This is a genomic window from Luedemannella flava (assembly GCF_039528515.1).
Taxonomy (GTDB): Bacteria; Actinomycetota; Actinomycetes; order Mycobacteriales; family Micromonosporaceae; genus Luedemannella; species Luedemannella flava.
On record NZ_BAAALT010000263.1, the window covers coordinates 1 to 20,352 of the forward strand.

The 20,352-nt window shown below is 72.3% G+C and carries 23 protein-coding genes and 1 pseudogene; 13 read left to right on the top strand and 11 right to left on the bottom strand.

What is annotated here, in order from left to right; genetic code table 11:
- The 4 genes from pstC to ABD211_RS29475 form a co-directional block, all read left to right on the top strand.
- On the top strand, window positions 1-1,043 hold a 1,043-nt coding region (gene pstC, locus ABD211_RS29460; protein ID WP_425560558.1), incomplete at its 5' end, for a phosphate ABC transporter permease subunit PstC.
- A 73-nt stretch (window positions 1,044-1,116) separates the two neighbouring features.
- On the top strand, window positions 1,117-2,184 hold the full coding sequence (gene pstA / locus ABD211_RS29465) for a phosphate ABC transporter permease PstA (protein WP_344138879.1): 1,068 nt from the start codon (window positions 1,117-1,119) through the stop codon (window positions 2,182-2,184).
- A 10-nt stretch (window positions 2,185-2,194) separates the two neighbouring features.
- Window positions 2,195-2,971, top strand: a complete 777-nt coding sequence (pstB, locus tag ABD211_RS29470; RefSeq protein ID WP_344138881.1) for a phosphate ABC transporter ATP-binding protein PstB — start codon at window positions 2,195-2,197, stop codon at window positions 2,969-2,971.
- 7 nt (window positions 2,972-2,978) lie between these two features.
- Window positions 2,979-3,695 (top strand): response regulator transcription factor, encoded by a 717-nt coding sequence (locus ABD211_RS29475; RefSeq protein WP_344138883.1) that lies wholly within the window; start codon window positions 2,979-2,981, stop codon window positions 3,693-3,695.
- Window positions 3,696-3,759: 64 nt separating this feature from the next.
- Here the strand turns inward: ABD211_RS29475 and ABD211_RS29480 are convergent, their stop codons facing one another.
- Window positions 3,760-4,446 (bottom strand): nucleoside/nucleotide kinase family protein, encoded by a 687-nt coding sequence (locus ABD211_RS29480; protein WP_344138885.1) that lies wholly within the window; start codon window positions 4,444-4,446, stop codon window positions 3,760-3,762.
- Window positions 4,447-4,558: 112 nt separating this feature from the next.
- On the opposite strand from ABD211_RS29480, the gene ABD211_RS29485 reads away from it, so the two are divergent.
- The 4 genes from ABD211_RS29485 (at window position 4,559) to ABD211_RS29500 (ending at window position 8,047) form a co-directional block, all read left to right on the top strand.
- Window positions 4,559-4,954 carry a TOBE domain-containing protein gene (locus ABD211_RS29485; protein ID WP_344138887.1) on the top strand — a complete coding sequence of 132 codons (396 nt, stop codon included), beginning with the start codon at window positions 4,559-4,561 and terminating at the stop codon, window positions 4,952-4,954.
- 128 nt (window positions 4,955-5,082) lie between these two features.
- Window positions 5,083-6,180 carry a molybdate ABC transporter substrate-binding protein gene (gene modA, locus ABD211_RS29490; protein ID WP_344138889.1) on the top strand — a complete coding sequence of 366 codons (1,098 nt, stop codon included), beginning with the start codon at window positions 5,083-5,085 and terminating at the stop codon, window positions 6,178-6,180.
- Window positions 6,177-6,986 carry an ABC transporter permease gene (locus tag ABD211_RS29495; protein WP_344138891.1) on the top strand — a complete coding sequence of 270 codons (810 nt, stop codon included), beginning with the start codon at window positions 6,177-6,179 and terminating at the stop codon, window positions 6,984-6,986. Before modA ends, ABD211_RS29495 begins: the two co-directional genes overlap by 4 nt.
- Window positions 6,983-8,047, top strand: coding sequence for a sulfate/molybdate ABC transporter ATP-binding protein (locus ABD211_RS29500; protein ID WP_344138894.1), 1,065 nt, complete (start codon window positions 6,983-6,985; stop codon window positions 8,045-8,047). Before ABD211_RS29495 ends, ABD211_RS29500 begins: the two co-directional genes overlap by 4 nt.
- Here the strand turns inward: ABD211_RS29500 and ABD211_RS29505 are convergent.
- Window positions 8,044-8,304: a DUF2283 domain-containing protein gene (locus ABD211_RS29505; protein WP_344138896.1), complete on the bottom strand. Its 261-nt coding sequence runs from the start codon at window positions 8,302-8,304 to the stop codon at window positions 8,044-8,046. The genes ABD211_RS29500 and ABD211_RS29505 overlap by 4 nt on opposite strands.
- A 169-nt stretch (window positions 8,305-8,473) precedes the next feature.
- Between ABD211_RS29505 and ABD211_RS29510 the strand changes: the two genes are divergently transcribed.
- Together ABD211_RS29510 and ABD211_RS29515 are read left to right on the top strand one after the other, a co-directional pair.
- The gene (locus ABD211_RS29510; protein WP_344138898.1) at window positions 8,474-8,770 is read left to right on the top strand and encodes a hypothetical protein; all 297 of its coding nucleotides are present in this window, start codon (window positions 8,474-8,476) and stop codon (window positions 8,768-8,770) included.
- The gene (locus ABD211_RS29515) at window positions 8,767-9,162 is read left to right on the top strand and encodes a PIN domain-containing protein (protein WP_344138900.1); all 396 of its coding nucleotides are present in this window, start codon (window positions 8,767-8,769) and stop codon (window positions 9,160-9,162) included. Before ABD211_RS29510 ends, ABD211_RS29515 begins: the two co-directional genes overlap by 4 nt.
- A 71-nt stretch (window positions 9,163-9,233) precedes the next feature.
- On the opposite strand, the gene ABD211_RS29520 is transcribed toward ABD211_RS29515, so the two are convergent.
- Genes ABD211_RS29520 through ABD211_RS29535 form a run of 4 tightly spaced genes read right to left on the bottom strand, consistent with a single transcriptional unit; the run spans window position 9,234 to window position 12,776 of the window.
- Window positions 9,234-10,448, bottom strand: a complete 1,215-nt coding sequence (locus tag ABD211_RS29520) for an ABC transporter permease (RefSeq protein ID WP_344138902.1) — start codon at window positions 10,446-10,448, stop codon at window positions 9,234-9,236.
- Entirely contained in the window at window positions 10,445-11,113 is a 669-nt protein-coding gene (locus ABD211_RS29525; protein WP_344138904.1) for an ABC transporter ATP-binding protein, read from the bottom strand. The genes ABD211_RS29520 and ABD211_RS29525 overlap by 4 nt, the downstream gene beginning before the upstream one ends.
- The gene (locus ABD211_RS29530; protein ID WP_344138906.1) at window positions 11,110-12,204 is read right to left on the bottom strand and encodes a peptidoglycan-binding protein; all 1,095 of its coding nucleotides are present in this window, start codon (window positions 12,202-12,204) and stop codon (window positions 11,110-11,112) included. The genes ABD211_RS29525 and ABD211_RS29530 overlap by 4 nt, the downstream gene beginning before the upstream one ends.
- Window positions 12,201-12,776 (bottom strand): hypothetical protein, encoded by a 576-nt coding sequence (locus ABD211_RS29535; RefSeq protein ID WP_344138908.1) that lies wholly within the window; start codon window positions 12,774-12,776, stop codon window positions 12,201-12,203. The genes ABD211_RS29530 and ABD211_RS29535 overlap by 4 nt, the downstream gene beginning before the upstream one ends.
- Before the next feature lie 169 nt (window positions 12,777-12,945).
- Between ABD211_RS29535 and ABD211_RS29540 the strand changes: the two genes are divergently transcribed.
- From ABD211_RS29540 to ABD211_RS29550, 3 genes are read left to right on the top strand one after another with little or no spacing between them, the layout of a single operon-like run.
- On the top strand, window positions 12,946-13,602 hold the full coding sequence (locus ABD211_RS29540; RefSeq protein ID WP_344138910.1) for a response regulator transcription factor: 657 nt from the start codon (window positions 12,946-12,948) through the stop codon (window positions 13,600-13,602).
- The gene (locus ABD211_RS29545) at window positions 13,599-14,813 is read left to right on the top strand and encodes a sensor histidine kinase (protein WP_344138912.1); all 1,215 of its coding nucleotides are present in this window, start codon (window positions 13,599-13,601) and stop codon (window positions 14,811-14,813) included. Before ABD211_RS29540 ends, ABD211_RS29545 begins: the two co-directional genes overlap by 4 nt.
- 36 nt (window positions 14,814-14,849) lie before the next feature.
- Window positions 14,850-15,329: a mannan-binding lectin gene (locus tag ABD211_RS29550; protein WP_344138914.1), complete on the top strand. Its 480-nt coding sequence runs from the start codon at window positions 14,850-14,852 to the stop codon at window positions 15,327-15,329.
- A 47-nt stretch (window positions 15,330-15,376) separates the two neighbouring features.
- On the opposite strand, the gene ABD211_RS29555 is transcribed toward ABD211_RS29550, so the two are convergent.
- The 5 genes and pseudogenes from ABD211_RS29555 to ABD211_RS29575 form a co-directional block, all read right to left on the bottom strand.
- Window positions 15,377-16,444, bottom strand: coding sequence for an ABC transporter permease (locus ABD211_RS29555; protein ID WP_344138916.1), 1,068 nt, complete (start codon window positions 16,442-16,444; stop codon window positions 15,377-15,379).
- Window positions 16,441-17,343: an ABC transporter ATP-binding protein gene (locus ABD211_RS29560; RefSeq protein ID WP_344138918.1), complete on the bottom strand. Its 903-nt coding sequence runs from the start codon at window positions 17,341-17,343 to the stop codon at window positions 16,441-16,443. The genes ABD211_RS29555 and ABD211_RS29560 overlap by 4 nt, the downstream gene beginning before the upstream one ends.
- Window positions 17,344-17,369: 26 nt before the next feature.
- Window positions 17,370-18,230 carry an Os1348 family NHLP clan protein gene (locus ABD211_RS29565; RefSeq protein ID WP_344138920.1) on the bottom strand — a complete coding sequence of 287 codons (861 nt, stop codon included), beginning with the start codon at window positions 18,228-18,230 and terminating at the stop codon, window positions 17,370-17,372.
- 86 nt (window positions 18,231-18,316) lie between these two features.
- A complete protein-coding gene (locus ABD211_RS29570) occupies window positions 18,317-18,532 on the bottom strand; it encodes a hypothetical protein (RefSeq protein WP_344138922.1) in 216 nt (71 codons plus the stop codon).
- Window positions 18,533-18,545: 13 nt separating this feature from the next.
- Window positions 18,546-20,352: pseudogene (locus ABD211_RS29575) on the bottom strand (hypothetical protein); the annotation flags it as partial.

Here is a 20,352-nt window from a genome sequence, read left to right on the forward strand (position 1 = left end):
CGGCGGAGCCGCCGGCGACGCACCACCCCGACGGCCGGGCCGGCCGCGGGCCGGTCCCGCCGCGCGGTCGGGGCGGCCGGATCCCGCCGCCCGAGGAGAGCGAGCGCCTGCCGACCCGGCGGCGCTTCGGCGCTGAGACGATGTTCCGCAGCGCCAGCACCCTGGCCGGCACGATGGTGCTGGTCATCATCGTGGCCATCGCGGTCTTCCTGATCGCCAAGGCGATCCCGGCGCTGCGCGCCAACACCGAGAACTTCTTCACGTACGCCGGCTGGACACCCAACAGCACCGAGCCGAAGTTCGGCATCGGCGCGCTCGCGGTCGGCACCATCCTCAGCTCCGGGCTGGCCCTGGCGCTCGCCGTGCCGGTGGCGCTGGGGATCGCGCTGTGCCTGTCGCACTACGCGCCCAGGCGCCTGGCCACCGCGCTCGGCTTCATGATCGACCTGCTCGCGGCGGTGCCCAGCATCGTGTTCGGCCTCTGGGGCCGGGAGTACCTGGTCGAGCCCGTGAAGAGCCTGTCCGCCTGGCTGCACCAGTACTTCGGGTGGATCCCGATCTTCGGCAGCGACGGCCCGTACGGCAAGTCGATCCTGCTGGGCGGGCTCGTGCTCGCCATCATGGTGCTGCCGATCATCACCTCGCTCTCCCGCGAGGTCTTCCTGCAGACCCCGCAGATGAACGAAGAGGCCGCGTACGCCCTGGGCGCCACCAAGTGGGAGGTGATCCGCACCGCGGTCATCCCCTACGGCCGGCCCGGCATCATCGCGGCCGTCATCCTCGGCCTCGGCCGCGCGCTCGGCGAGACCATCGCGCTCGCGATGACCCTGGGTGCCTCGTTCGTCATCTCGTTCGACCTGATCAAGGTGGGCGGCAACTCCGTCGCGGCGAACATCGCCAACCAGTTCGGTGAGGCCAACGACGTCGGCCGGGGTGCGCTCATCGCCTCCGGTCTCGTCCTGTTCGCCATCACGCTGGTGGTCAACATGACCGCGCGGCTCATCGTCCACCGCCGCCGCGAGTTCCTGGGGAGTGCGGCATGAGCGAGCGTCAGCGAGCGAATCATCAGCTCGGTGTCACGTCATGGCGGCGCCGGAGCGCAGCGGAGGTGACGGCATGACCACGATCAACCCGGGCGTTGACCTGAAGGCCCGGCGGCTGCCGAGCTGGGCGCCGGTCGCGGTGGCCGTGGGCGCCGCCGCCGTCGCGTACCTCCTGTTCTACTCGCTGGAGGCGTTCGGCGGCGGCCTGATCCTCACGGGCGTCGGCGCTGTGCTGCTGTTCCTGGTCGGGCTCCTCGCGCTCGCCACGGTCGTCGAGGGTTCCCGGGCGGCGCGCAACCGGATCGCCACCTCGCTGATCTACGCGGCGCTGACGCTGGCGCTGCTGCCGCTGGTGTCGGTCGCGGCGACCGTGGTCACCAAGGGCCTCGCGCGGCTCGACGGCGAGTTCTTCACCCACTCGATGAACGGCATCACGGCCTTCGACGAGGGCGGTGGGGCGTACCACGCGATCATCGGCACCCTGCAGCAGGTCGGCATCGCCACCCTGATCACGGTGCCGCTCGGCATCGCCGGCGCGATCTACATCGTCGAGTACGGCCGGGGCAGGCTCGCCACCGCGATCCGCTTCTTCGTCGACGTGATGACGGGCATCCCGTCGATCGTCGCCGGCCTGTTCATGCTGGCGTTCTGGGTGCTCATCGTGACGCCGGTGTTCAACGACGGCCGGGCGGGGTACTCGGGCATCGCGGCGGCGCTCGCGCTGAGCGTCCTCATGCTGCCGACCGTGACCCGCTCCTGCGAGGAGATGATCCGTCTCGTGCCGGCGGCGCTGCGCGAGGGCGCGTACGCCCTGGGCGTACCGAAATGGAAGACCATCATGCGGATCGTGCTGCCGACCGCGCTGCCCGGCATCGTCACCGGCGTCATGCTCGCGGTCGCCCGCGCGGCCGGCGAGACGGCGCCCGTGCTCCTCGTCGCCGGCAACAGCGCGTCGATCAACATGAACCCGTTCGAGGGCAACCAGTCCTCGCTCGCCATCTACATCTACGACCAGGCGGCGCTCGCCTCGAAGTACGGCCCGCCGCGCGCGTGGGCGGCGGCGCTCACCCTGGTCGGTCTCGTACTCACCCTGACCATCGCGGCGAAGCTGCTCGCCCGCCGCAACAAGTTCGCGCGATAGAGAGACGGTCATGGCCAAGCGCATCGAAGCCCACAACGTCACGGCGTACTACGGCTCGTTCAAGGCGATCGAGGACGTGTCGCTGACGGTGCAGCCGCGCTCCGTCGCCGCCCTCATCGGCCCGTCCGGCTGCGGCAAGTCGACGTTCCTCCGCTCGGTGAACCGGATGCACGAGGTGATCCCCGGGGCGTACGTCCAGGGCAGGCTCACCATCGACGACCAGGACATCTACCAGCGGGACGTCGACGTCACCGCGGTGCGGCGCACGATCGGCATGGTGTTCCAGCGGCCGAACCCGTTCCCCACCATGAGCATCTACGACAACGTGGTGGCCGGCCTGCGGCTCAACGGCGTCCGCAAGAAGTCGCACCTCGACGACGCGTGCGAGAAGGCGCTCAAACGCGCGAACCTCTGGGAGGAGGTCCGCAACCGGCTGAACCGGCCCGGCGCGGGCCTGTCCGGCGGCCAGCAGCAGCGGCTCTGCATCGCCCGGACCATCGCGGTCGAGCCGCAGGTCGTCCTCATGGACGAGCCCTGCTCGGCGCTCGACCCGATCTCCACCCTCGCCATCGAGGACCTGATCGTGGAGCTCAAGAACGACTACACGATCATCATCGTGACGCACAACATGCAGCAGGCCGCCCGCGTCTCGGACAGGACGGCGTTCTTCTCGATCGAGCGGACCGGCGACCCCGGCCGCCTCATCGAGTACGACGTGACCTCGAAGATCTTCACCAACCCCACGGAGAAGCGCACCGAGGACTACATCACGGGTCGATTCGGCTAGGCCACCTGTGGACTCCGACACTTTCGTCCTGCTCATCGCCGAGCCGGACACCGCGCACGCCCAGCAGCTCGCCGACGAGCTCGCCAACCACGAGGTGCACACGCTCGTGTGCGCCGACGGTGCCGACGCGCTGATCATGGCGGGCAGCGAGCATCCCGACGCGGTGCTCGCCGCCGTCCGGCTGCCCAGCATCGACGGTCCGGGCCTCGCGCGCACCATCACGGCGCGCACCGGCATCCCCGTGGTGCTGGGGGTCGGCGACGGCGACGGCCCGGCGGCCGTGGCGGCGCTGGCCGCAGGGGCGACCGCCTGCGTGGCGTACCCGTACCGGATGCGCGAGCTGCTGCCCATCCTGCGGGCGATCCGGCCGGACACCGTGCCGGCGGCCGGCCCGGTGCTGGAGCACGGCGGCCTGCGGCTGGACCCGTCCACGCTGCAGGTCCACCTGCACGGCGAGCCGGTCCGCCTGCCGCTGCGCGAGCTGCGCCTGCTGCAGCTGCTCATGCAGCACGCCGACCGGGTGGTGACCCGCGCGCAGATCCGCGAGGCGGTGTGGGGCGGCATCCCCGGCTCGAACACCATCACCGTGCACATCCAGCGGCTGCGTCAGCGCCTCGGCGACGACCAGCACAACCCGTCCACGATCCTGACGGTGCGGGGCGTCGGCTACCGCCTCGTCGCGCCGCCCAAGCAGCGGCAGCCGGCCGACCCGCTGGTCAGCTGACTCCCGGGCGGTCCGGTCCGGGCGTCAGCCCGGGCGGCGCGGTCCGGGCGGCCCGGTCCGGGCGTCAGCCCGGGCGGGTGAGGACCGCGTCGGCGAGCGGGCGGGTGGCGGCGATGACGCGGGCGTTGGCCTCGTCGCTGCGGAACACCCAGTCCCGCGCGTCGGCCTCGGCCAGCCCGCGCGCCCGCTGCCGGCGCAGCAGCGACCCGATCCGGGACGGCTGCGGCGCGTCGATGTAGAGCACCCGGTCCAGCAGCGGTCGCACGCCCGCCCAGGCACCGTCCCGGAGCAGCAGGTAGTTGCCCTCGACCACGATCAGGCGCGCCTGCGGCAGCACCGGGATGTCGTTGCCGATCGACTCGTTCAGGGCCCGGTTGAAGCTGGGCGCGTAGACGACGCCGTCCCTTTCGTCCCTGATCCGACGCAGCAGGTGCACGAACCCGGCGGCGTCGAACGTCTCCGGCGCCCCCTTGCGGTCCGCCAACCCGAGCCGGTCCAGCTCCGCGTTCGACAGGTGAAACCCATCCATGGGTACGGCCACCGCGCGGTGCTCGCCCAGAACCCGCTCGTACGTGGCGGCGAGCGCGACGCTCAGCGTCGACTTGCCGGCAGCGGGCGGCCCGGTTATCCCGATGATGACCCGTTTGTCGGGCTCGTCAAGGAACGGGTTGATCAGCTGCATCGCGGCGTCGAGCAGGTGCGATCGCGGCTGCGGCCGGGCAAGATCTCTGATGTCGCCCGGCGTACCCATCTCCCTATCCTGGCCGATCCCGGGTCCCGCCGGGACCGGCCGATCATATGAACCGCAGATGCCAGGTCCGCACCGCTGTCCGCCTTGTATTCGCCGAGGTAGAGTGCGCGCCATGCCCATCTACCGGATCGGCGAGGCGGCCGAACTGCTGCGCGTCAGCCCCGACACGATCCGCCGCTGGGTCGACGCCGGCCGGCTCACCGCCGACCGCGACGCACACGGCCACCGCACCATCGACGGCGCCGCGCTGGCGGCTTTCGCCCGGTCGCTCTCCTCGTCCGAGACGCCCGAGTCGGGCTGGTCGTCGGCCCGCAACCGGATGTCCGGGATCGTGACGGCCGTGGCCCGCGACGGCGTGATGGCCCAGGTCGAGATCCAGGCCGGCCCGTTCCGGATCGTCTCCCTGATGAGCCGCGAGGCCGTCGACGACCTGGACCTCAAGGTCGGCGACCTGGCCGTAGGCGTGGTCAAGTCCACCAACGTCATCATCGAAACCGACCGCCCATGACCCCCCACCCACCGCTCTCCCTCACCAGAGGCGACCCCACGGCGGGGAGCGGGCCCGACACCGACGCGATTCCGGCGGGGCCGGACACGAAGACCATGTGTGCACATTCAGCGAGGCAGGAGGCCCTCATGCCCGCCAAAAGCGCACATCTGGCGAGGCAGCAGTGCGCCACACCCACCAACAGTGCACATCTGGCGGGGGAGGAGTGCGCCACACCCGCCGACTGTGCACATCTGGCGAGCCTGGGCAGGCACGCACTCGCCAAGAGTGCACATTTGGCGGCCAGCGCCCCGGGTCCCACGCGATCTTGGGACGAAAGTGCTGCCGGAGCAACCATTTCGTCCCAAGATCGCGTGGGACCCGGCAGACATGGCGGACGCGGCGAGCGGCGGGGCCGTCGCCCGGACGCACGGACGCGGGTGGCGGGGCGGGCGGGTAGGCGGGGTTCCTGGCGGGCCCTGGTCGGAGTGTTGGTTGTCGCGCTCGTTGTCGGGGTGGCGGGGTGTTCGGGTAGTCGCGAGGGTGGCGGGAAGCCGCGCGGGGCGGGCGCGGTGCCGAGCGGGGATATCACTGTGCTGGCCGACGCTACGTTCAAGCAGGCGTTGGGGCGGGTGGCGAAGCAGTTCCAGGCCGCGCACCCGGGCACGAAGGTCACGGTGACCGTGGGGTCCAGTGCCGCGCTCGCCGCCCGGGTCGCCCAGGGCGAGGCGGCCGACGTGCTGGTCACCGCGGACGCGGCGACCATGACGGCCGCCGGGGCGGCGATCGTCGCGCCGCCGCTGCCGTTCGCGCGTACGCAGCTCGTCATCGCGGTGGCGCCCGGCAACCCCAGGAAGATCGGCGGGCTGGCCGACCTGACCCGCGCCGGCGTACGGGTGGTGATCTGCGCGGCCACCGAGCCCTGCGGCTCGGCCGCGACCGCCGTGTTCGCGTCCGCCAACGTCGGGGTGCCGAAGGTGACCCGGGTGCCCGACGTGGCCGCCGCGCTGAAGAAGGTGACGTCCGGCGCGGCCGACGCGGCGCTCGTCTACCGCACCGACACCCGGGCGGCCGGCGACGACGTGTCGACCGTCGAGTTCTCCGAGTCGTCGAGCGCGGTGAGCGAGTGTCAGGCCGCCACCGTGGCGAAGTCCGCCAACCCGGTCACGGCGGCCGCGTTCGTCGACTTCCTGCACACCCCGGCCGGCCAGGACCAGCTCAGCTCGGTCGGCTTGCGCCTGCCATGACAGAAGTCCAACGCCGGCGACCGGTGCGCACGCGCGCGCCCGTCGTCCTGTTGGTCCCCGCGTTGGTGGGGCTGGCGTTCCTGGTACTCCCGCTGGTCGGGCTCATTGCCCGTACCCCGTGGGGTTCGCTCGGGGAACGGCTCGCGGACCCGGCGGTGATCGCGGCGCTGAGGTTGTCGTTGTTCACCGCCACCGTGGCGACGGTCGTGTGCCTGGTGTTGGGGGTGCCGCTGGCCTGGGTGCTGGCGCGGGTGCCGTTCCGGGGGCGGCGGGTCGTGCGCGCGCTGGTGACCGTGCCACTGGTGCTGCCGCCGGTCGTCGGCGGCGTGGCGCTGTTCCTGGCGCTCGGCCGTCGCGGCCTGGTCGGCGCGTGGCTCTATGAGGCGACCGGATACTCCCTGCCGTTCACCACGACCGGCGTGATCGTCGCGGAGGCGTTCGTGGCGATGCCGTTCCTCGTGATCAGCGTCGAGGGGGCGCTGCGCGCGGCGGACACCCGCTACGAGGAGGCCGCCGCGACATTGGGCGCGGGCGGCTGGATGACGTTCCGGAGGGTGACGTTGCCGCTGGTCGCGCCGGGTGTGGCCGCCGGTTCGGTGCTGTGCTGGGCGCGGGCGTTGGGCGAGTTCGGCGCGACGATCACGTTCGCGGGCAACTTCCCGGGGCGCACGCAGACGATGCCGCTCGCCGTCTACCTTGCGCTGGAGACCGACCCGTCGGCCGCGATCGTGCTGTCGTTGGTGCTGCTGGTGGTGTGCGTGGCGATCCTCGCCCTGCTGCGGGAGCGGTGGGTGGGCGCGCTATGACCCTGCTGTCCGCTTCCCTGGGGGTACGCCGGGGAGCGTTTTCGCTGTCCGCGGACCTGGACGTGGCGGCGGGCGAGGTGGTGGCGTTGCTGGGGCCGAACGGCGCCGGCAAGAGCACCGCCCTGCGGGCGCTGGCGGGGCTGCTGTCGCTGGACACCGGTGTGATCACTGTGGACGGTGTGGCGTGGGACGTGCCGGCGTCGGACGTGTTCGTGCCGGCCCGGTCGCGGTCGGTGGGCGTCGTCTTCCAGGACTACCTGCTGTTCCCGCACCTGTCCGCGCTGGAGAACGTGGCGTTCGGGCTGCGGACGCGCGGCGTGGCGGCGCGCGACGCCCGGGTCGCGGCGGCGTCCTGGCTTGATCGGTTCGGGCTGGGATCGTTCGCTGTGCGGCGGCCGGGGCGGTTGTCGGGCGGGCAGGCGCAGCGGGTCGCGTTGGCGCGGGCGTTGGCGCCGCATCCCCGGTTGCTGCTGCTGGACGAGCCGCTCGCCGCGTTGGACGCGGCCACCCGGCAGGAGGTGCGCGCGTCCCTGCGGCACCATCTCGCGTCCCCGGAGCGGGCGACCGTCGTGGTCACCCACGATCCGCTCGACGCCATGGTGCTCGCCGACCGGATCGTGGTCCTGGAGGCCGGTCAGGTGACCCAGACGGGCACCCCTGTGGAGATCACGCGGTTCCCGCGCACCGACTACATCGCGCGCCTCGTGGGGCTGAACCTGTACCGGGGCGTCGGCGCCGGCCACGTCGTCACGCTGCCCAACGGCGCGACCGTGACGTGCGCCGACTCGATCGACGGGCCGGCGTTCGTGGCGTTCGCGCCGTCGTCCGTCGCCCTGCACCGCACGCGTCCGGACGGCAGCCCCCGCAACCTCTGGCCGGCGACCGTGACCGGCCTGGAACGGCACGGCGACAACGTGCGCGTACGGCTCGACGGGGACGTGCCGATGGCCGCCGACGTCACCACGGCGGGCGCCGCCGCGCTGTCGTTGACGCTCGGTGCGCAGGTCTGGGCGGCCGTCAAGGCGACGGAGACGCAGGCGTACCCGGGCGAGCCCGACTAGTCGGGCCGGATCCGCTCGTCGCCGTTGTCGAAGATGGCCTGCAGCAACGCCGCGGGTAGCCGACTGCCGCCGAGGATCTCCAGGCCGATGACCCGGTTGTCGCTGTCGAGGTCGAGGTTGAACATGCCGTCGGCATCCTCGAACGTCACCATGCGCGCCGAGCCGCCGGGGGCGACGGGGAAGTCGAGGTAAATGTACGCCGCGTCGGCGTCGCTGTCGTAGGTGCAGACCAGGGGGATGCGAGCCTCTTTGTACATGGTCAACCAGCCTCACCCGACTTTCCTGACACGGCAAGCACCTGACGACACCCGATCGGACCAGAACCACGGCCCGGTCGGCCAGTGCCAGCCACCTCGGGCCCTGGACCGTGGCGGGCGCGCCGTCGCCCGCCATCCAAGGGCGGTATTCCAACGGTATACTCCGCCCATGGACACCACGATCAAGGTTGACAGCACGGTGCGGGACCGGCTCGGCGAGCTTGCCCGGCAGCGCGGCACCACGATCCGCGACCTGGTGGCCGAGCTGGCCGAAAAGACGCCCACCGAGGCCGAGCTCGCGGCACGCGCCGAGGCTGCGACCGCGTACGTGCGGGAGCACGTGAACCCCGCCCTGTCGCACGAGGATCTGGCGGCCGGCGAGGCATTCTGGGCCGCCGTTGAGTCGGGCAGGGTGCCCACCGTCGCCGATCTCTATTCAACGGACGGCCGGAAGAGCGCCGCGTGACCTCACCGGCGGCCGGCGTGGTCTTCGACCACACGGCGCTGTCTCTGCTCGGACGTGGGCATCGACTCCTCTCGGGCCTGGTTGCCGCACCGCTGCACAGCGTGCCCGACAGGCACGTGTACGTCCCGGCCCTCTGCCTGGTGGCAGCGGTCGCCGAACGGCCGCTGATCGGGGAGCACGTGCTGGCCCTGCCGGCGATTGAGGTCGTCGGGATGGGCCCGACCCACGCTCTGGCCGTCGGCCTGCTTCTCGCGCAACAGACACCGTGGGAGTTCGGGCACGCCATCGCGGTGTGCCGCCCCGACCCGGAGTGGCCCACCGGGCGTCCCATCATCACCGCCGAGCCGAAGCGGTATGTGGGCCACCACATCGACGTGATCGCCGTCGAGTAGATCAGTCACCCAGCAGGGTGTGGCGATTTTGGACCGTATAGCGACCCGAAATCGCCACACCCCGGGGTGACCTACGGAGCGGCGAGAGCCTCCGTCGGGGAGAGGCGGGCGGCGCGGATGGCCGGGTAGAGGCCTGCCAGGCCGCCGATCAGGATGGTCGCGCCCAGGCCGCCGGCCGTCGCCCAGGGCGGCACCACGGTCGGCCAGCCCTGGTAGGTCGCGTAGCTGAAGGTGACCACCACCCCCAGCAGCGCGCCGCCCAGGCCGCCCATCGCCGAGAGCAGCAGTGACTCGGCGAGGAACTGGGTGCGGATCTGGCCGCGGGTGGCGCCCAGGGAGCGGCGCAGCCCGATCTCGGCGCGACGTTCCAGGACCGAGATCACCATCGTGTTCGCTACGCCGACGCCGCCGACCAGCAGGGCCACGGCGCCCAGGCCCAGGAGCAGGCCGGTGAACGCGGTGTTCGCGGCCCGCTGCGCCTCCAGCGCGTCGGACGGGCGCGACACCTCGACCTCGTTGGGCGCCTGCGGGTTCGCCGTCGCGCCCAGGACCGCCCGTACGTTCTCCACCTCGGCCGGGTCGGAGCGGGTGTAGACCTTCGTGGGGTGGCCGTCGAAGGCGAACCGCTCCTGCGCGACCGGCCAGCCGACCAGCGCGGCCGAGTCCAGCTCGGGCGCCAGGGCGACCGGGTCGAGGATCCCGACGACCGTGAACCAGTCCCGGCCCATGAGGATGCGGATCTCCGGCCCCGCCCGGCCGATGCCGAGGCGGGACGCGGCGTCCGCGCCGAGCACGACCGCCGGGTACTTCCCGGTGGCCTCGTTGAGCCACGTGCCGCTGCGGACCGTGGCGCCCACGGTGGACAGCAGGCCCGTCCGGGCCGCGTACGCGGACAGGCCGCCGGACTGCGCCCGGGGGATCTGGTCGGAGCGGTAGATCTTCACGTCGTCCACCGCGCCGACCGCCGACGTGGACCGGACCGGCCCGATCCGGGCGATCATCGCCTCGGCGTCGTCGGGCAGGTACGCGTCCTCGCCGAACATCGTGCGGCCCGGCGACACGGTGAGCAGGTTGGTGCCCAGCGCGTCGAGGGTGCGGTCCAGGTCGGCCCGCGACGACGACGAGATGCCGACCACCGAGATCATCGCGGCGATGCCGATCGCGATGCCGAGGGCGGACAGCAGCGCGCGGGTCGGCCGCGTGCGCAGACCGGCCGCGCCCACCCGCAGGATGTCGCGCGGGCGCAGTCGCGGCGCGACCAGCCGGGGCAGGGCCGAGGTGGTCACGAGGCCCCCACCAGTGATTCGATGTGGCCGTCGCGCATGTGGACCTGGCGGGGCAGGCTGGCCGCGATCTCCCGGTCGTGCGTGATGATCACAACCGTGGTGCCGGCCGCGTGCAGGGAGCGGAGCAGGTCCATCACCCCGGCGCCCGACGCGGTGTCCAGGTTGCCGGTCGGCTCGTCGGCCAGGACCAGCGGCGGGTCGCCGACCACCGCCCGGGCGATCGCCACCCGCTGCCGCTCGCCGCCCGACAGCTCGTGCGGCTCGTGGTCCAGCCGGTGTCCGAGGCCGACGCGTTCCAGCGCGGACGCGGCACGGGACCGTCGAGCGGACAGCCCGACGCCCGAATAGAGCAACCCGTCGGCGACGTTGTCCAGTGCGGACACCCCCGGCGCCAGGTGGAACTGCTGGAACACGAACCCGATCCGGCTCGACCGCAGCGCGGAAAGCTGCCGGTCGGACAACTTCGACACGTCGTACCCGTCGATGACCACGCTGCCCGACGTCGGCCGGTCCAGGGTGCCCAGGATGTGCAGCATCGTGGACTTGCCCGAGCCGGACGGCCCCACGATGGCCAGCAGCTCCCGGGCCCCGATGAACAGGTCGACCCCGTCGAGGGCGCGCACGTCACCCGGGTAGACCTTGGTGACCCCGGTCAGCTCGATCACGACGGCATCCCCACGGTCGCGCCCTCGGCGACACCCGCGCCGGTGATCTCCACGCGCCCGTTGGCGAACAGGCCCGTCTCGACCGCCACGTAGTGCGACGACGAGCCGTCGATGACCTCCACGCCGTACCCGCCCTCGGCGAGCGCGACGAGCGCCGCGATCGGGACGGTCAGCACGTCCTTGTGCTGCGCGGCGGTGAACACGACCGACACGGCGGCGACGTCGAGATCCTTCAACGACGTCGAGGCCGCCAGCGACACCAGGGCCTCGATCTTGGTCTGGGCGTCCTCCATCGGGTTGGACGCCTCCTCCACCACCGTGTAGACGCGCTGCACCGTGCCGGCCACGGTGTCGCCCGAGGGGAGCTTGACCTGCACCTTCGTACCCTTGCGGGCGAGCCGCTGGTCGGCGACGGACAGCCGCAGGGTGACGACCCGGGCGGTGCCCGTGTACTTGAGCACCTCGCCGCCCGGGTTCAGCGGCTGGCCCAGCGTGGCGGTCACGCTGTCGACCCGCACCGCGCCCGAGGCGAACACGACCTGGCCCAGCTCGACCCGGCCGGTCTCGGTGACGCCGAGGTCCTCCTGCCATTCGCGGACCGCTGAGGCGGTGCTCGACGAGTACGTGTCGTCGACGGTGAACCCGTCGTAGCCGAGCGCGCTCAGGTTCTTCTCGAGCTGCGCCACGTCCGCGCCCTCGGACCCGATGCCGAGGGACCGGTAGGCGGGGACGGACCCGTACATGAGGACGACCGGGGAACGGTCGACCGCGTAGAGCGATCCGCCCCGCTTGACGACCTGACCCACGGTCGGCACCGAGGTGACCGTGCCGTTCGCGCGGCCGGCCAGCCCCGTGGTCGGGCCGTAGCCGAGGGAACCGTCGACGGTCTCGGTGTCGTTGAGGGTCTGCCGGGTGACCTGCGCGGTGGCGGGCGGCAGGTCGCTCGCCGTCGCCGCCGGCGTACTCCCGCCCGCGGTCAGGCCGAACGCGGCCGCTGCCGCGGCACCCACGGCGACCACCGCGGCGGACGCGCCGAGGACCTTGGCCCCCCGCCGACGCCGACGCCGCGACCCACGCGTCTGCTCGCTCATTCGCCGCCGCCGTTCGTGGAGAGCTTCCGGTCGCCGCCGCCGGGCGGGCCGTAGAGCTTGTGGCACTTCTCGTCCGCGGCCTTGAAGTCGGGGTCCTCGGCGATCGAGCCGTCGATCTGGATGCCGCCCTCCTTCGGGTCGGGGAAGTTCTCCACCCCGTTCTCGCGCATGCACTGCGCCATCTTCAGCATGTTCTCCTGCATCTTGGGGTCGACCTTGCCGCCGCTGCCCGGGCCCATCGGCGCGTACTTCTTGCACTTCTCCTGCGCGGCGTCGATCGTTGCCTTGTCGAGCCCCTCGCCGCTGATGGCGATCGTCATCTCGCCGCCCTCGCCGAACTTCGGGTCCTCCATCGGGACGCCGTTGTCGCGCATGCACTGGGCGAACTTGAGCGCCTTCTCCTTCTCGTCGAGCCCGGCCAGCTCCGGGTCCACGGTCGCGGCGGCGCTCGCGGTGCCGCCGACACTGGCGACCTTGGGGGACTTGTTCTCACCGGCGCAGCCCGCCGCGACCAGGATCAGGGGCAGGGCGGCCGCGGCGAGGGCGAGCCGGGGAGGTAGTCGCCTTCTCATGATCAATCTCCGTCGTTCGGCGACCGGTCCGATCCGGTCGTTCGGCCACGGAGTCTTCGCGGCGGCGTGTTTCGCGGGCGCTTCGTTCCGCGCTAACGCCGAGGAAACACCGGGGTCGGTCACCATGGAGTGGGCCGCTCACCCACGGCGCTTTCAAAAAGGACAAACCATGCGAGTACTGGTAGTAGAGGACGAGCGGCTGCTCGCCGAGGCCATCGCCGAGTGGCTGCGTGACGAGGCTCACGCCGTCGACGTGGCGCTGGACGGCGACGCGGCGCTGCGACGCCTCGACGTCAACGCGTACGACGTGGTGATCCTCGACCGCGACCTGCCGGTCGTGCACGGCGACGACGTGTGCCGGGCCGTGGTCTCCGCCGAGACGGACGCCCGGGTCCTCATGCTCACCGCCGCCGCCGAGATCGGCGACCGGGTGAGCGGGCTGTCCCTGGGCGCCGACGACTACCTGGCCAAGCCGTTCGCGTTCGCCGAGCTGTCCGCCCGGGTGCACGCGCTGGGCCGGCGCGCGCGGCCCGCCGCCCCGCCCGTGCTGCGCCGCGCCGGCATCACCCTCGACCCCGCGCGCCGGCAGGTGTTCCGCGGCGAGACGTACGTGCTGCTGTCGCGCAAGGAGTTCGGCGTGCTCTACGAGCTGATGCGCGCCGAGGGCGCCGTGGTCCCCGCCGAGCACCTGCTGGAGAAGGTGTGGGACGAGAACGCCGACCCGTTCACCTCGGCCGTCCGGCTCACCGTCCTCAAGCTGCGCCGCAAGCTCGGCGACCCGCCCGTCATCGAGACCCTGCCCGGGGAGGGGTACCGCATCCCATGAGACTGTCCCTGCGTACCCGCCTGACCCTGATCTTCGCGGGGCTCTTTCTCGCCTCCGGGCTCGTCCTGCTCGGCCTCACGTACGTCCTGGTCGACGCCCGGGTGCCCGGCAAGGTCGCCGTGTTCGGGCACGCGTCGACGCTCGACACGCTCATCCAGGGCAACGCGGCGGGCGGGCTGGCCATCGACGAGCAGCCGTTCCTGAAGACCATCGACGGTCGGACGATCAGCGCCGAGGAGGCGCCCGCCTTCATCGAGCAGCAGCAGGCCCGCGTCCGCGACGACACGATGGGCATGCTCCTGCCGGCCGGCGTGATCGCCCTCCTCGTGGTCGGCGTGGCCGCGGCCGGGATCGGCTGGCTCGTCGCGGGCCGGGTCCTCGCGCCGCTGCACGCCGTCACCGAGACCGCGCGGCGCATCGCCACCTCCCGCGACCCGCAGCTCGGGCTGCGCGAGCGCATCGCGCTGGACGGCCCGCCCGATGAGGTGAAGGAGCTCGCGGACACGTTCGACACGATGGTGGAGCGGCTGGACCGGTCGTTCGAGGGGCAGCGGCGCTTCGTCGCGAACGCCTCGCACGAGCTGCGCACGCCGCTCACCCTCAACCGGGCGCTGGTCGAGGTCGCCATGCACCGCAGGACCGCCTCGGCCGACGTGAAGCAGCTCGGCGAGACCCTGCTGGAGATCAACACCCGGCACGAGCGGCTCATCAACGGGCTGCTCCTGCTCGCGCGCTCGGACACGCCCGTGCTCGACCGGACCGAGGTCGACCTGGCCGACGTGGTCAGCCACGTCTGCGCGACCGCGGCCACCGAGGCCCGGGAGGCCGGCGTGGAGCTGACCCGGAGCCCCGGCGAGGCCGTCACCCACGGCGACCCGGTGCTCATCGAGCGGCTCGCGCAGAACCTCGTGGAGAACGCGATCCGGCACAACCTGCCGGCCGGCGGGTTCGCCCGGGTCACCAGCCGGCACGGCGGGGACGGGCGGGTGGTGCTGGAGGTGGTCAACAGCGGGCCGGTCATCCCGCCGTACGACATTCCGGGGCTGTTCGAGCCGTTCCGACGGCTGGGCGCGGAGCGCCTCGTCACCGCCAAGGGCGTCGGGTTGGGGCTGTCCATCGTGCGGTCCGTGGCCCGCGCGCACGACGGCGATGTGGTCGCGACGCCGCGCGACGGCGGCGGTCTGATCGTCACCGTCACCCTGCCGGCATAACCCTATTTGTTCGTATTACACCCTTAGTATGCCCTCATGGATCGTCGCGTTTTCCTCCTGGGCGTCGCTGGCGCGCCCGTCGTCTCACACCTGCCCGGCTTCGCCGACCCGGCCGCGGCCGCGCCGGCGCCCATCGGCCCGGCCCCGGCCCGGGCCGCGGCCGCCAAGGCCACCTCCACGTACCGGGTCTACCTGCCGGCCGGGCCGTTCGCGGACAACGCCGAGGCCCAGCGCCTGGGCCCCGCCATCGCCGCCGCGCACGTCGGCCGGTTCACGGGCCGGTGGACGACGGTCCTGCCCAACACGATGAGCGTGGTCGAGATCGAGTACGACAGCCCGGCCGCCGGCACCACCGAGTACACCCTGGACGTCCTCGCCGGGCCGGTCCTGACCGAGGAGGACGCGCGGGCCAAGTGTCCGGCCATCTGCGCCAGCTACGGCGGCAGCTGGACCGGCCAGTGGCGCATCGTCGTGCCGAACCGGATGAGCGTCGCCAACTGCCGCTTCCGGTTCTGAGCCACGCGCGGGTGCCCGCGCCGGCGACCGACGCGGGCACCCAGGGATCAGACGTCGTCCCAGCGGAACAGCATCGCGGCGATCGCCGACACCACGACGGCGAAGGCGACCAGGATGCCCAGCTGCGGCAGCACCGCGCCCGGCGGCTCGCCGCGCACCATGACGTCCCGCATGCCGTCCACCAGGTGCTTGAGCGGCAGCGCCTCCGACACCACCTTCAGCCAGCCGGGCGCGTCGTCGAGCGGGAAGAACGAACCCGACAGGAACGCCATCGGCAGTACCGTCAGGTTGGCGATCACGTTGGCCGCCTCGGGCGTCTTGGCGAACGACCCGGCGAGCAGACCGATCGACAGGAACGCCAGCGTGCCCGCCACGATCAGCGGGATCGACATCCACCAGTAGCCGGACAGCACCAGGCCGAAGTACGGCAGGGCGGCCACGCCGATGAAGATGGCGGTCTGCACGAGCGCGATGGCCAGGCTGACCCCCACCCGGGCGCCGAGCAGCGAGCCGACGTGCACCGGCGACAGCCGCAGGCGGCGCAGCAGTTTGGTGTGCCGCCAGGTGACCAGCGTCAGCGCGGCGCCGAAGGTGGCGCCCGTGGCGATGGCCCAGCCGAGCAGGCCCGGCGTCACGTACTGGATCGTCTGCATCGACTCGTCCTCGACCCGCTGGGGCTCCAGCGTGAACGCCGGTGACGCCACCCCGGCGGCCGCCAGGTTGCCGGTGCTGACGAGCGAACTGAACAGGCCGGTCACGGTGCCGGCCTTGACCTGGTCGGCGGCCGAGAAGTGCACCACGACCCTGCCGCCGGACTGCTCGACCATCGCGTCGACCTCGCCCTTGCGCACCTTCTCCAGGGCGTCGTCGCGGTTGTCGGAGCGGGTGACCTCCAGCACCCCGTCCAGTTCGGTGCGCGCGTCCGCCGGGATCTGGTCCAGCACCGCGACGGAGCCGACCTGCAGCACCTTCGACTTCGGCAGCGTCTGGTCCTTGAACAGGCCGCCGAACAGCACCAGGAACATCAGCGGGAACAGCACGGTGAAGAAGACCGCGGTGCGGTCCCGGACGAAGCCGCGCGCCATCGCCTTGGAGAGGCTGACAAAACTGGTCACGCGCGGTACTCCCGTCCGGTGAGCTTGAGGAAGACGTCCTCGAGGGTGGCGCCGGCCACGGACAGCCCGGCCAGGGCGCCACGTTCAGCCAACGCGGCGAGTACGGGCGCCGGCGCGCGGGTCGCGATCGTGAGCGACACCTCGTCCGCGCTCACCTCGGCGTCCGGGAACAGCTCGCGGGCCTGCGCCTCGGGCAGCGCGCCGGCCTCCACCGAGATGCGGGTGAGCGCGTCCAGGCCCCGGACCAGCGTGGCCGGCGGGCCGGACTCCAGGATCCGGCCGGAGTCCATGATGGACACCCGGTCGCACAGCTGCTCGGCCTCGTCGAGATAGTGGGTGGTGAGCACGACCGTGCGGCCACGCTCGTTGATGTCGCGCAGCAGGTCCCACAGGTTGCGACGGGCCTGCGGGTCGAGCCCGGACGTCGGCTCGTCGAGGAACACCAGGTCGGGCCCGTGGACGAGGGCGCATGCGATGGACAGGCGCTGCGCCTGGCCGCCCGAGAGCTTCTCCGCCCGCGACCCCGCCTTGTCGGCCAGGCCGACGCGCTCCAGCATCTCGTCGGCCACCTTCCCGGACACCCCGTACAGCGAGGCGAAGGTGTGGATCTGCTCGCGGGCGGTGAGCCGCTCGAAGAAGCTGGACGCCTGCAGTTGCACGCCGATGCGCGGCAGCAGCCCGGTGTTGCGCGGCCACGGCGACTGACCGAACACGGACACAGTGCCCGAATCAGCCTGCCGCAACCCTTCGATGACCTCCAGGGTGGTCGTCTTGCCCGCGCCGTTCGGGCCCAGAATTCCGAAGAATTCGCCCTCTTCCACCTCGAACGAGACGCCGTCGACGGCGTGCACGTCCCCGTAGTACTTCCTGATGTCATTGACCACAATGGTCGAAGTCATGACCGCGAGGGTAGAGCAGCCCCGCACTACCCCTGTGGAAGGTCTGTGGAACGGTCCAGCCATCCGTCGCCGTCGTCGTCGTGCATCCGGGTGTCCAGGACACCGTCGTGGTCGGTGTCGTAGTCGGCGCGGTCGACGCGTCCGTCGCGGTCCGCGTCGTAGCCCACGAAGTCGACCTGACCGTCGCGGTCGATGTCCGCGGTGATCTCGACACCGCCGCCCGGCCGCGCGTACGCGTGGAACGCATCCCACCGGCCGTCGCCGTCCACGTCGATGTTGGGGCGGTAGTCGGTCAGCTCCGGGCCGCGCTCCGGCTCGCGGCTGGCCGCGCCGAAGCCCTCCGAACCGCCGCCGGACGACCCGTCGCCGACGCCCTCCCACGTGCCGGCCGCACCGAAGCCTTCGCTGCCACCGGTCGGCGCGTAGGGCCCGCCAGGGCCCGCCTCGCCGATCGACTCGTTGCCGGCCTGGCCCATGCCCTCGTACCCGCCGGCGTAGCCGAGCCCTTCGACGCCCTGCGCGCCGGCCTGGCCCATCGCCTCGGCACCCGCGCCGGCGACGCCCGCCTGACCCATCGCCTCCGCGCCCGCGTTCGCCGCGTTGGCGAGCGGCTCCAGGCTGCCGGCCCCGTACGTCCCTGCGGCCGCGGCACCCATGCCGACCGTGCCCGCGATCGGCGCGAACATGCCGGCGAGGCCCGACTTGCTGGTGCGGGTCTCCACCGGGCCCTGTCCCCCGCCGCCGGCCACGATCTGCGACTGCAACAGCGCCCACTCGTCCTCGGTGAGCTGGTACCCCCGCAGCGCGGCGGCCGGGTCGGCGGCCAGCGCGGCCAGGAACCCCGGATCGTCGAGCAGCCGCTCGAGCACGCGGTCGAAGTCGCTCATGCCGTCACCTCCGCTGCGCTCCGGCAACGCCATGAGTTTGACCTGAGCCGATGATTCGCTCGCTGCCGCTCGCTCATGAGCTCTCCCTAGTCGAGTTCGGGCATCGGAACGGGCTGGGGGCGCGGGCGGCACGTGCCGCACTGCAGCGCGTCCTCCACGACCAGACCCTCGGTGCGCTGCCGCCGGTCACTGCGGTTCAGCACCAACAGGTACGGCCCGAAGCGCGCGTGGTCCTCGCACGTGCCACGCCCACAGAACCGGCACACGCCCCGCGCCGCCTTGGCACAGAACCAGCAGAACACTGTCTCTCCTCTTTCAGCGAATGATGACGCACATCTTGTAGGTGAACCTCGCCGTGCGCGTCGTCGAGCTGCCCTGCTCGTCAACGGCTGTGACGGTGATGGTGCCGTCCAAGGTCTCGAAACTGTAGTTGCTCTTCGGATCGATCGAGCCGAGGAAGGTGTCACCCTGGCCGGAGTAGGGCATGTTCCCGGACCAGCTCTCCTGCGCTGTCGGGAGCGACCAACCATAGGTCAACGTCAGGTTGCCCGCGCCGCCGTCGTCGTCGGCGACGGCGACCACCTGCGCCACTGTCGCCGACTCGTCGCAGGTGTCGGCGTAGATAGAGCTCGGCGACACCCGGACGGTAAGGGACGGCGCCGTGTTCGCGGCCGTCGTCCGGCCGGCCGTCGTGCGGGGCGCGCGGGTGGTCGGCGCCCGGGTGGTCGGCGGTGCGGTGGTGCGGACGGTCGTCGTCGGGGGCGCGGTGGTCGTGGTGGGGGTCGCGGATGCCGACGGCGAAGCCGATGGGCTTTCCGTGGGCAGTCCGGTGGTCGGTACGTCGGTGGTCGGTACGTCGGTGGTCGGCACGTCGGGAGTGCCCGTGGGTCCGGACGTCGGTGGCGTGTCCAGGTCCGCGCCGCCGCAGCCGACGGGCCGCGCCGTGCGCGGGACGGCGGCACCGTCGCGGGTCACCGATCCCCGGGCCACGACGACGTCCGTGGCGGAAACGGCGAACCACGCCTCGCCCGTGCTCTCCACCAGGCCAGCGGGCGACCGCTGGGTCGGCGCCAGCGCCGTGAACGCGGTGCCGCGGCTGTGCGTATCGGTGACGACGAGGCCACGGTCGAGCCGCAGGTCGGCCAACGGGGTGAGGGGACGGCCGGTGCTGACCAACTCGCCCAGCACGACGTGCGTGCCGGCGCACAGCCGCGACCACGCCCCGCCCCGGTAGGTGAGCAGGACCGTCGACTTCTCGTCGACGGTCACGTCGTCGTCGACGCCGACGTACAGCTTGTCGCCCTCGGTCAGCCGCAGTGTCCGCCCGTCGAGGACGACGGTGGCGGTGCCGTCCTCGACGTGCAGCAGCGCCTTGTCCGCGGGCATCTCGGCCCAGGCGATCGGGGCGATGACGTTGCCGCCCGTCAGCAACAGACCCAGCAGCAGTACGAGCAACAGAAGCCATCGCAGCCGCTTCTCGAACCAGCGGTCGCGCCCGTCGTCCACATTGTCCGGTGGCGGACCGGGCGGCACCGCCATCGGCGGGTACTGGGCGGGCGGGTGCACGCCGAACGCCGGCGCCCGGCCGGGCTCCCGGCCCTCGGCCTCGGCCCGCAGCGCGTGCTCGGACGCGCCGAGCAGCAACGGCAGCCCGCTCACCGCCGGCAACACCAGCAACTGCGCGGGAGTACGCGCACGCGCGACCTCCGTCACGCCGTCCTCGCCGGTCGGGCCGATCACGGTGCCCCGCCCGTAGGTGGCGCCGCCGGGCAGCTCCAGCATGCCGGCGGCGACGATGATGGCGGTCTCGGCGTCGCCGAGCACGACCGGATCCCCCGGCGACAGGCTCACCGGTCGGGCCGACGCGGCCAGCCCCAGCCGGTCCTCGTACGTCAGCGCGGCCAGGGACGGCGCGGACGCCAGCAGCGCCTCGGTCTCCCCGGCCGTGGCGAGCGCGACCGACAGGCTCTCCCCGTGGGGGCGCACGTGTTCGGCGACGGCGAGCGCGGGCAGCGCCAGCAGCCGGGTGCCGGCGGCGTGCCAGGTGAGCGCGGACGGCGCGCCGGTCAGCGCGCAGCCCAGGCCGACGATGCCGCCGGCGCCGACCCGCTCGCGCACGGTG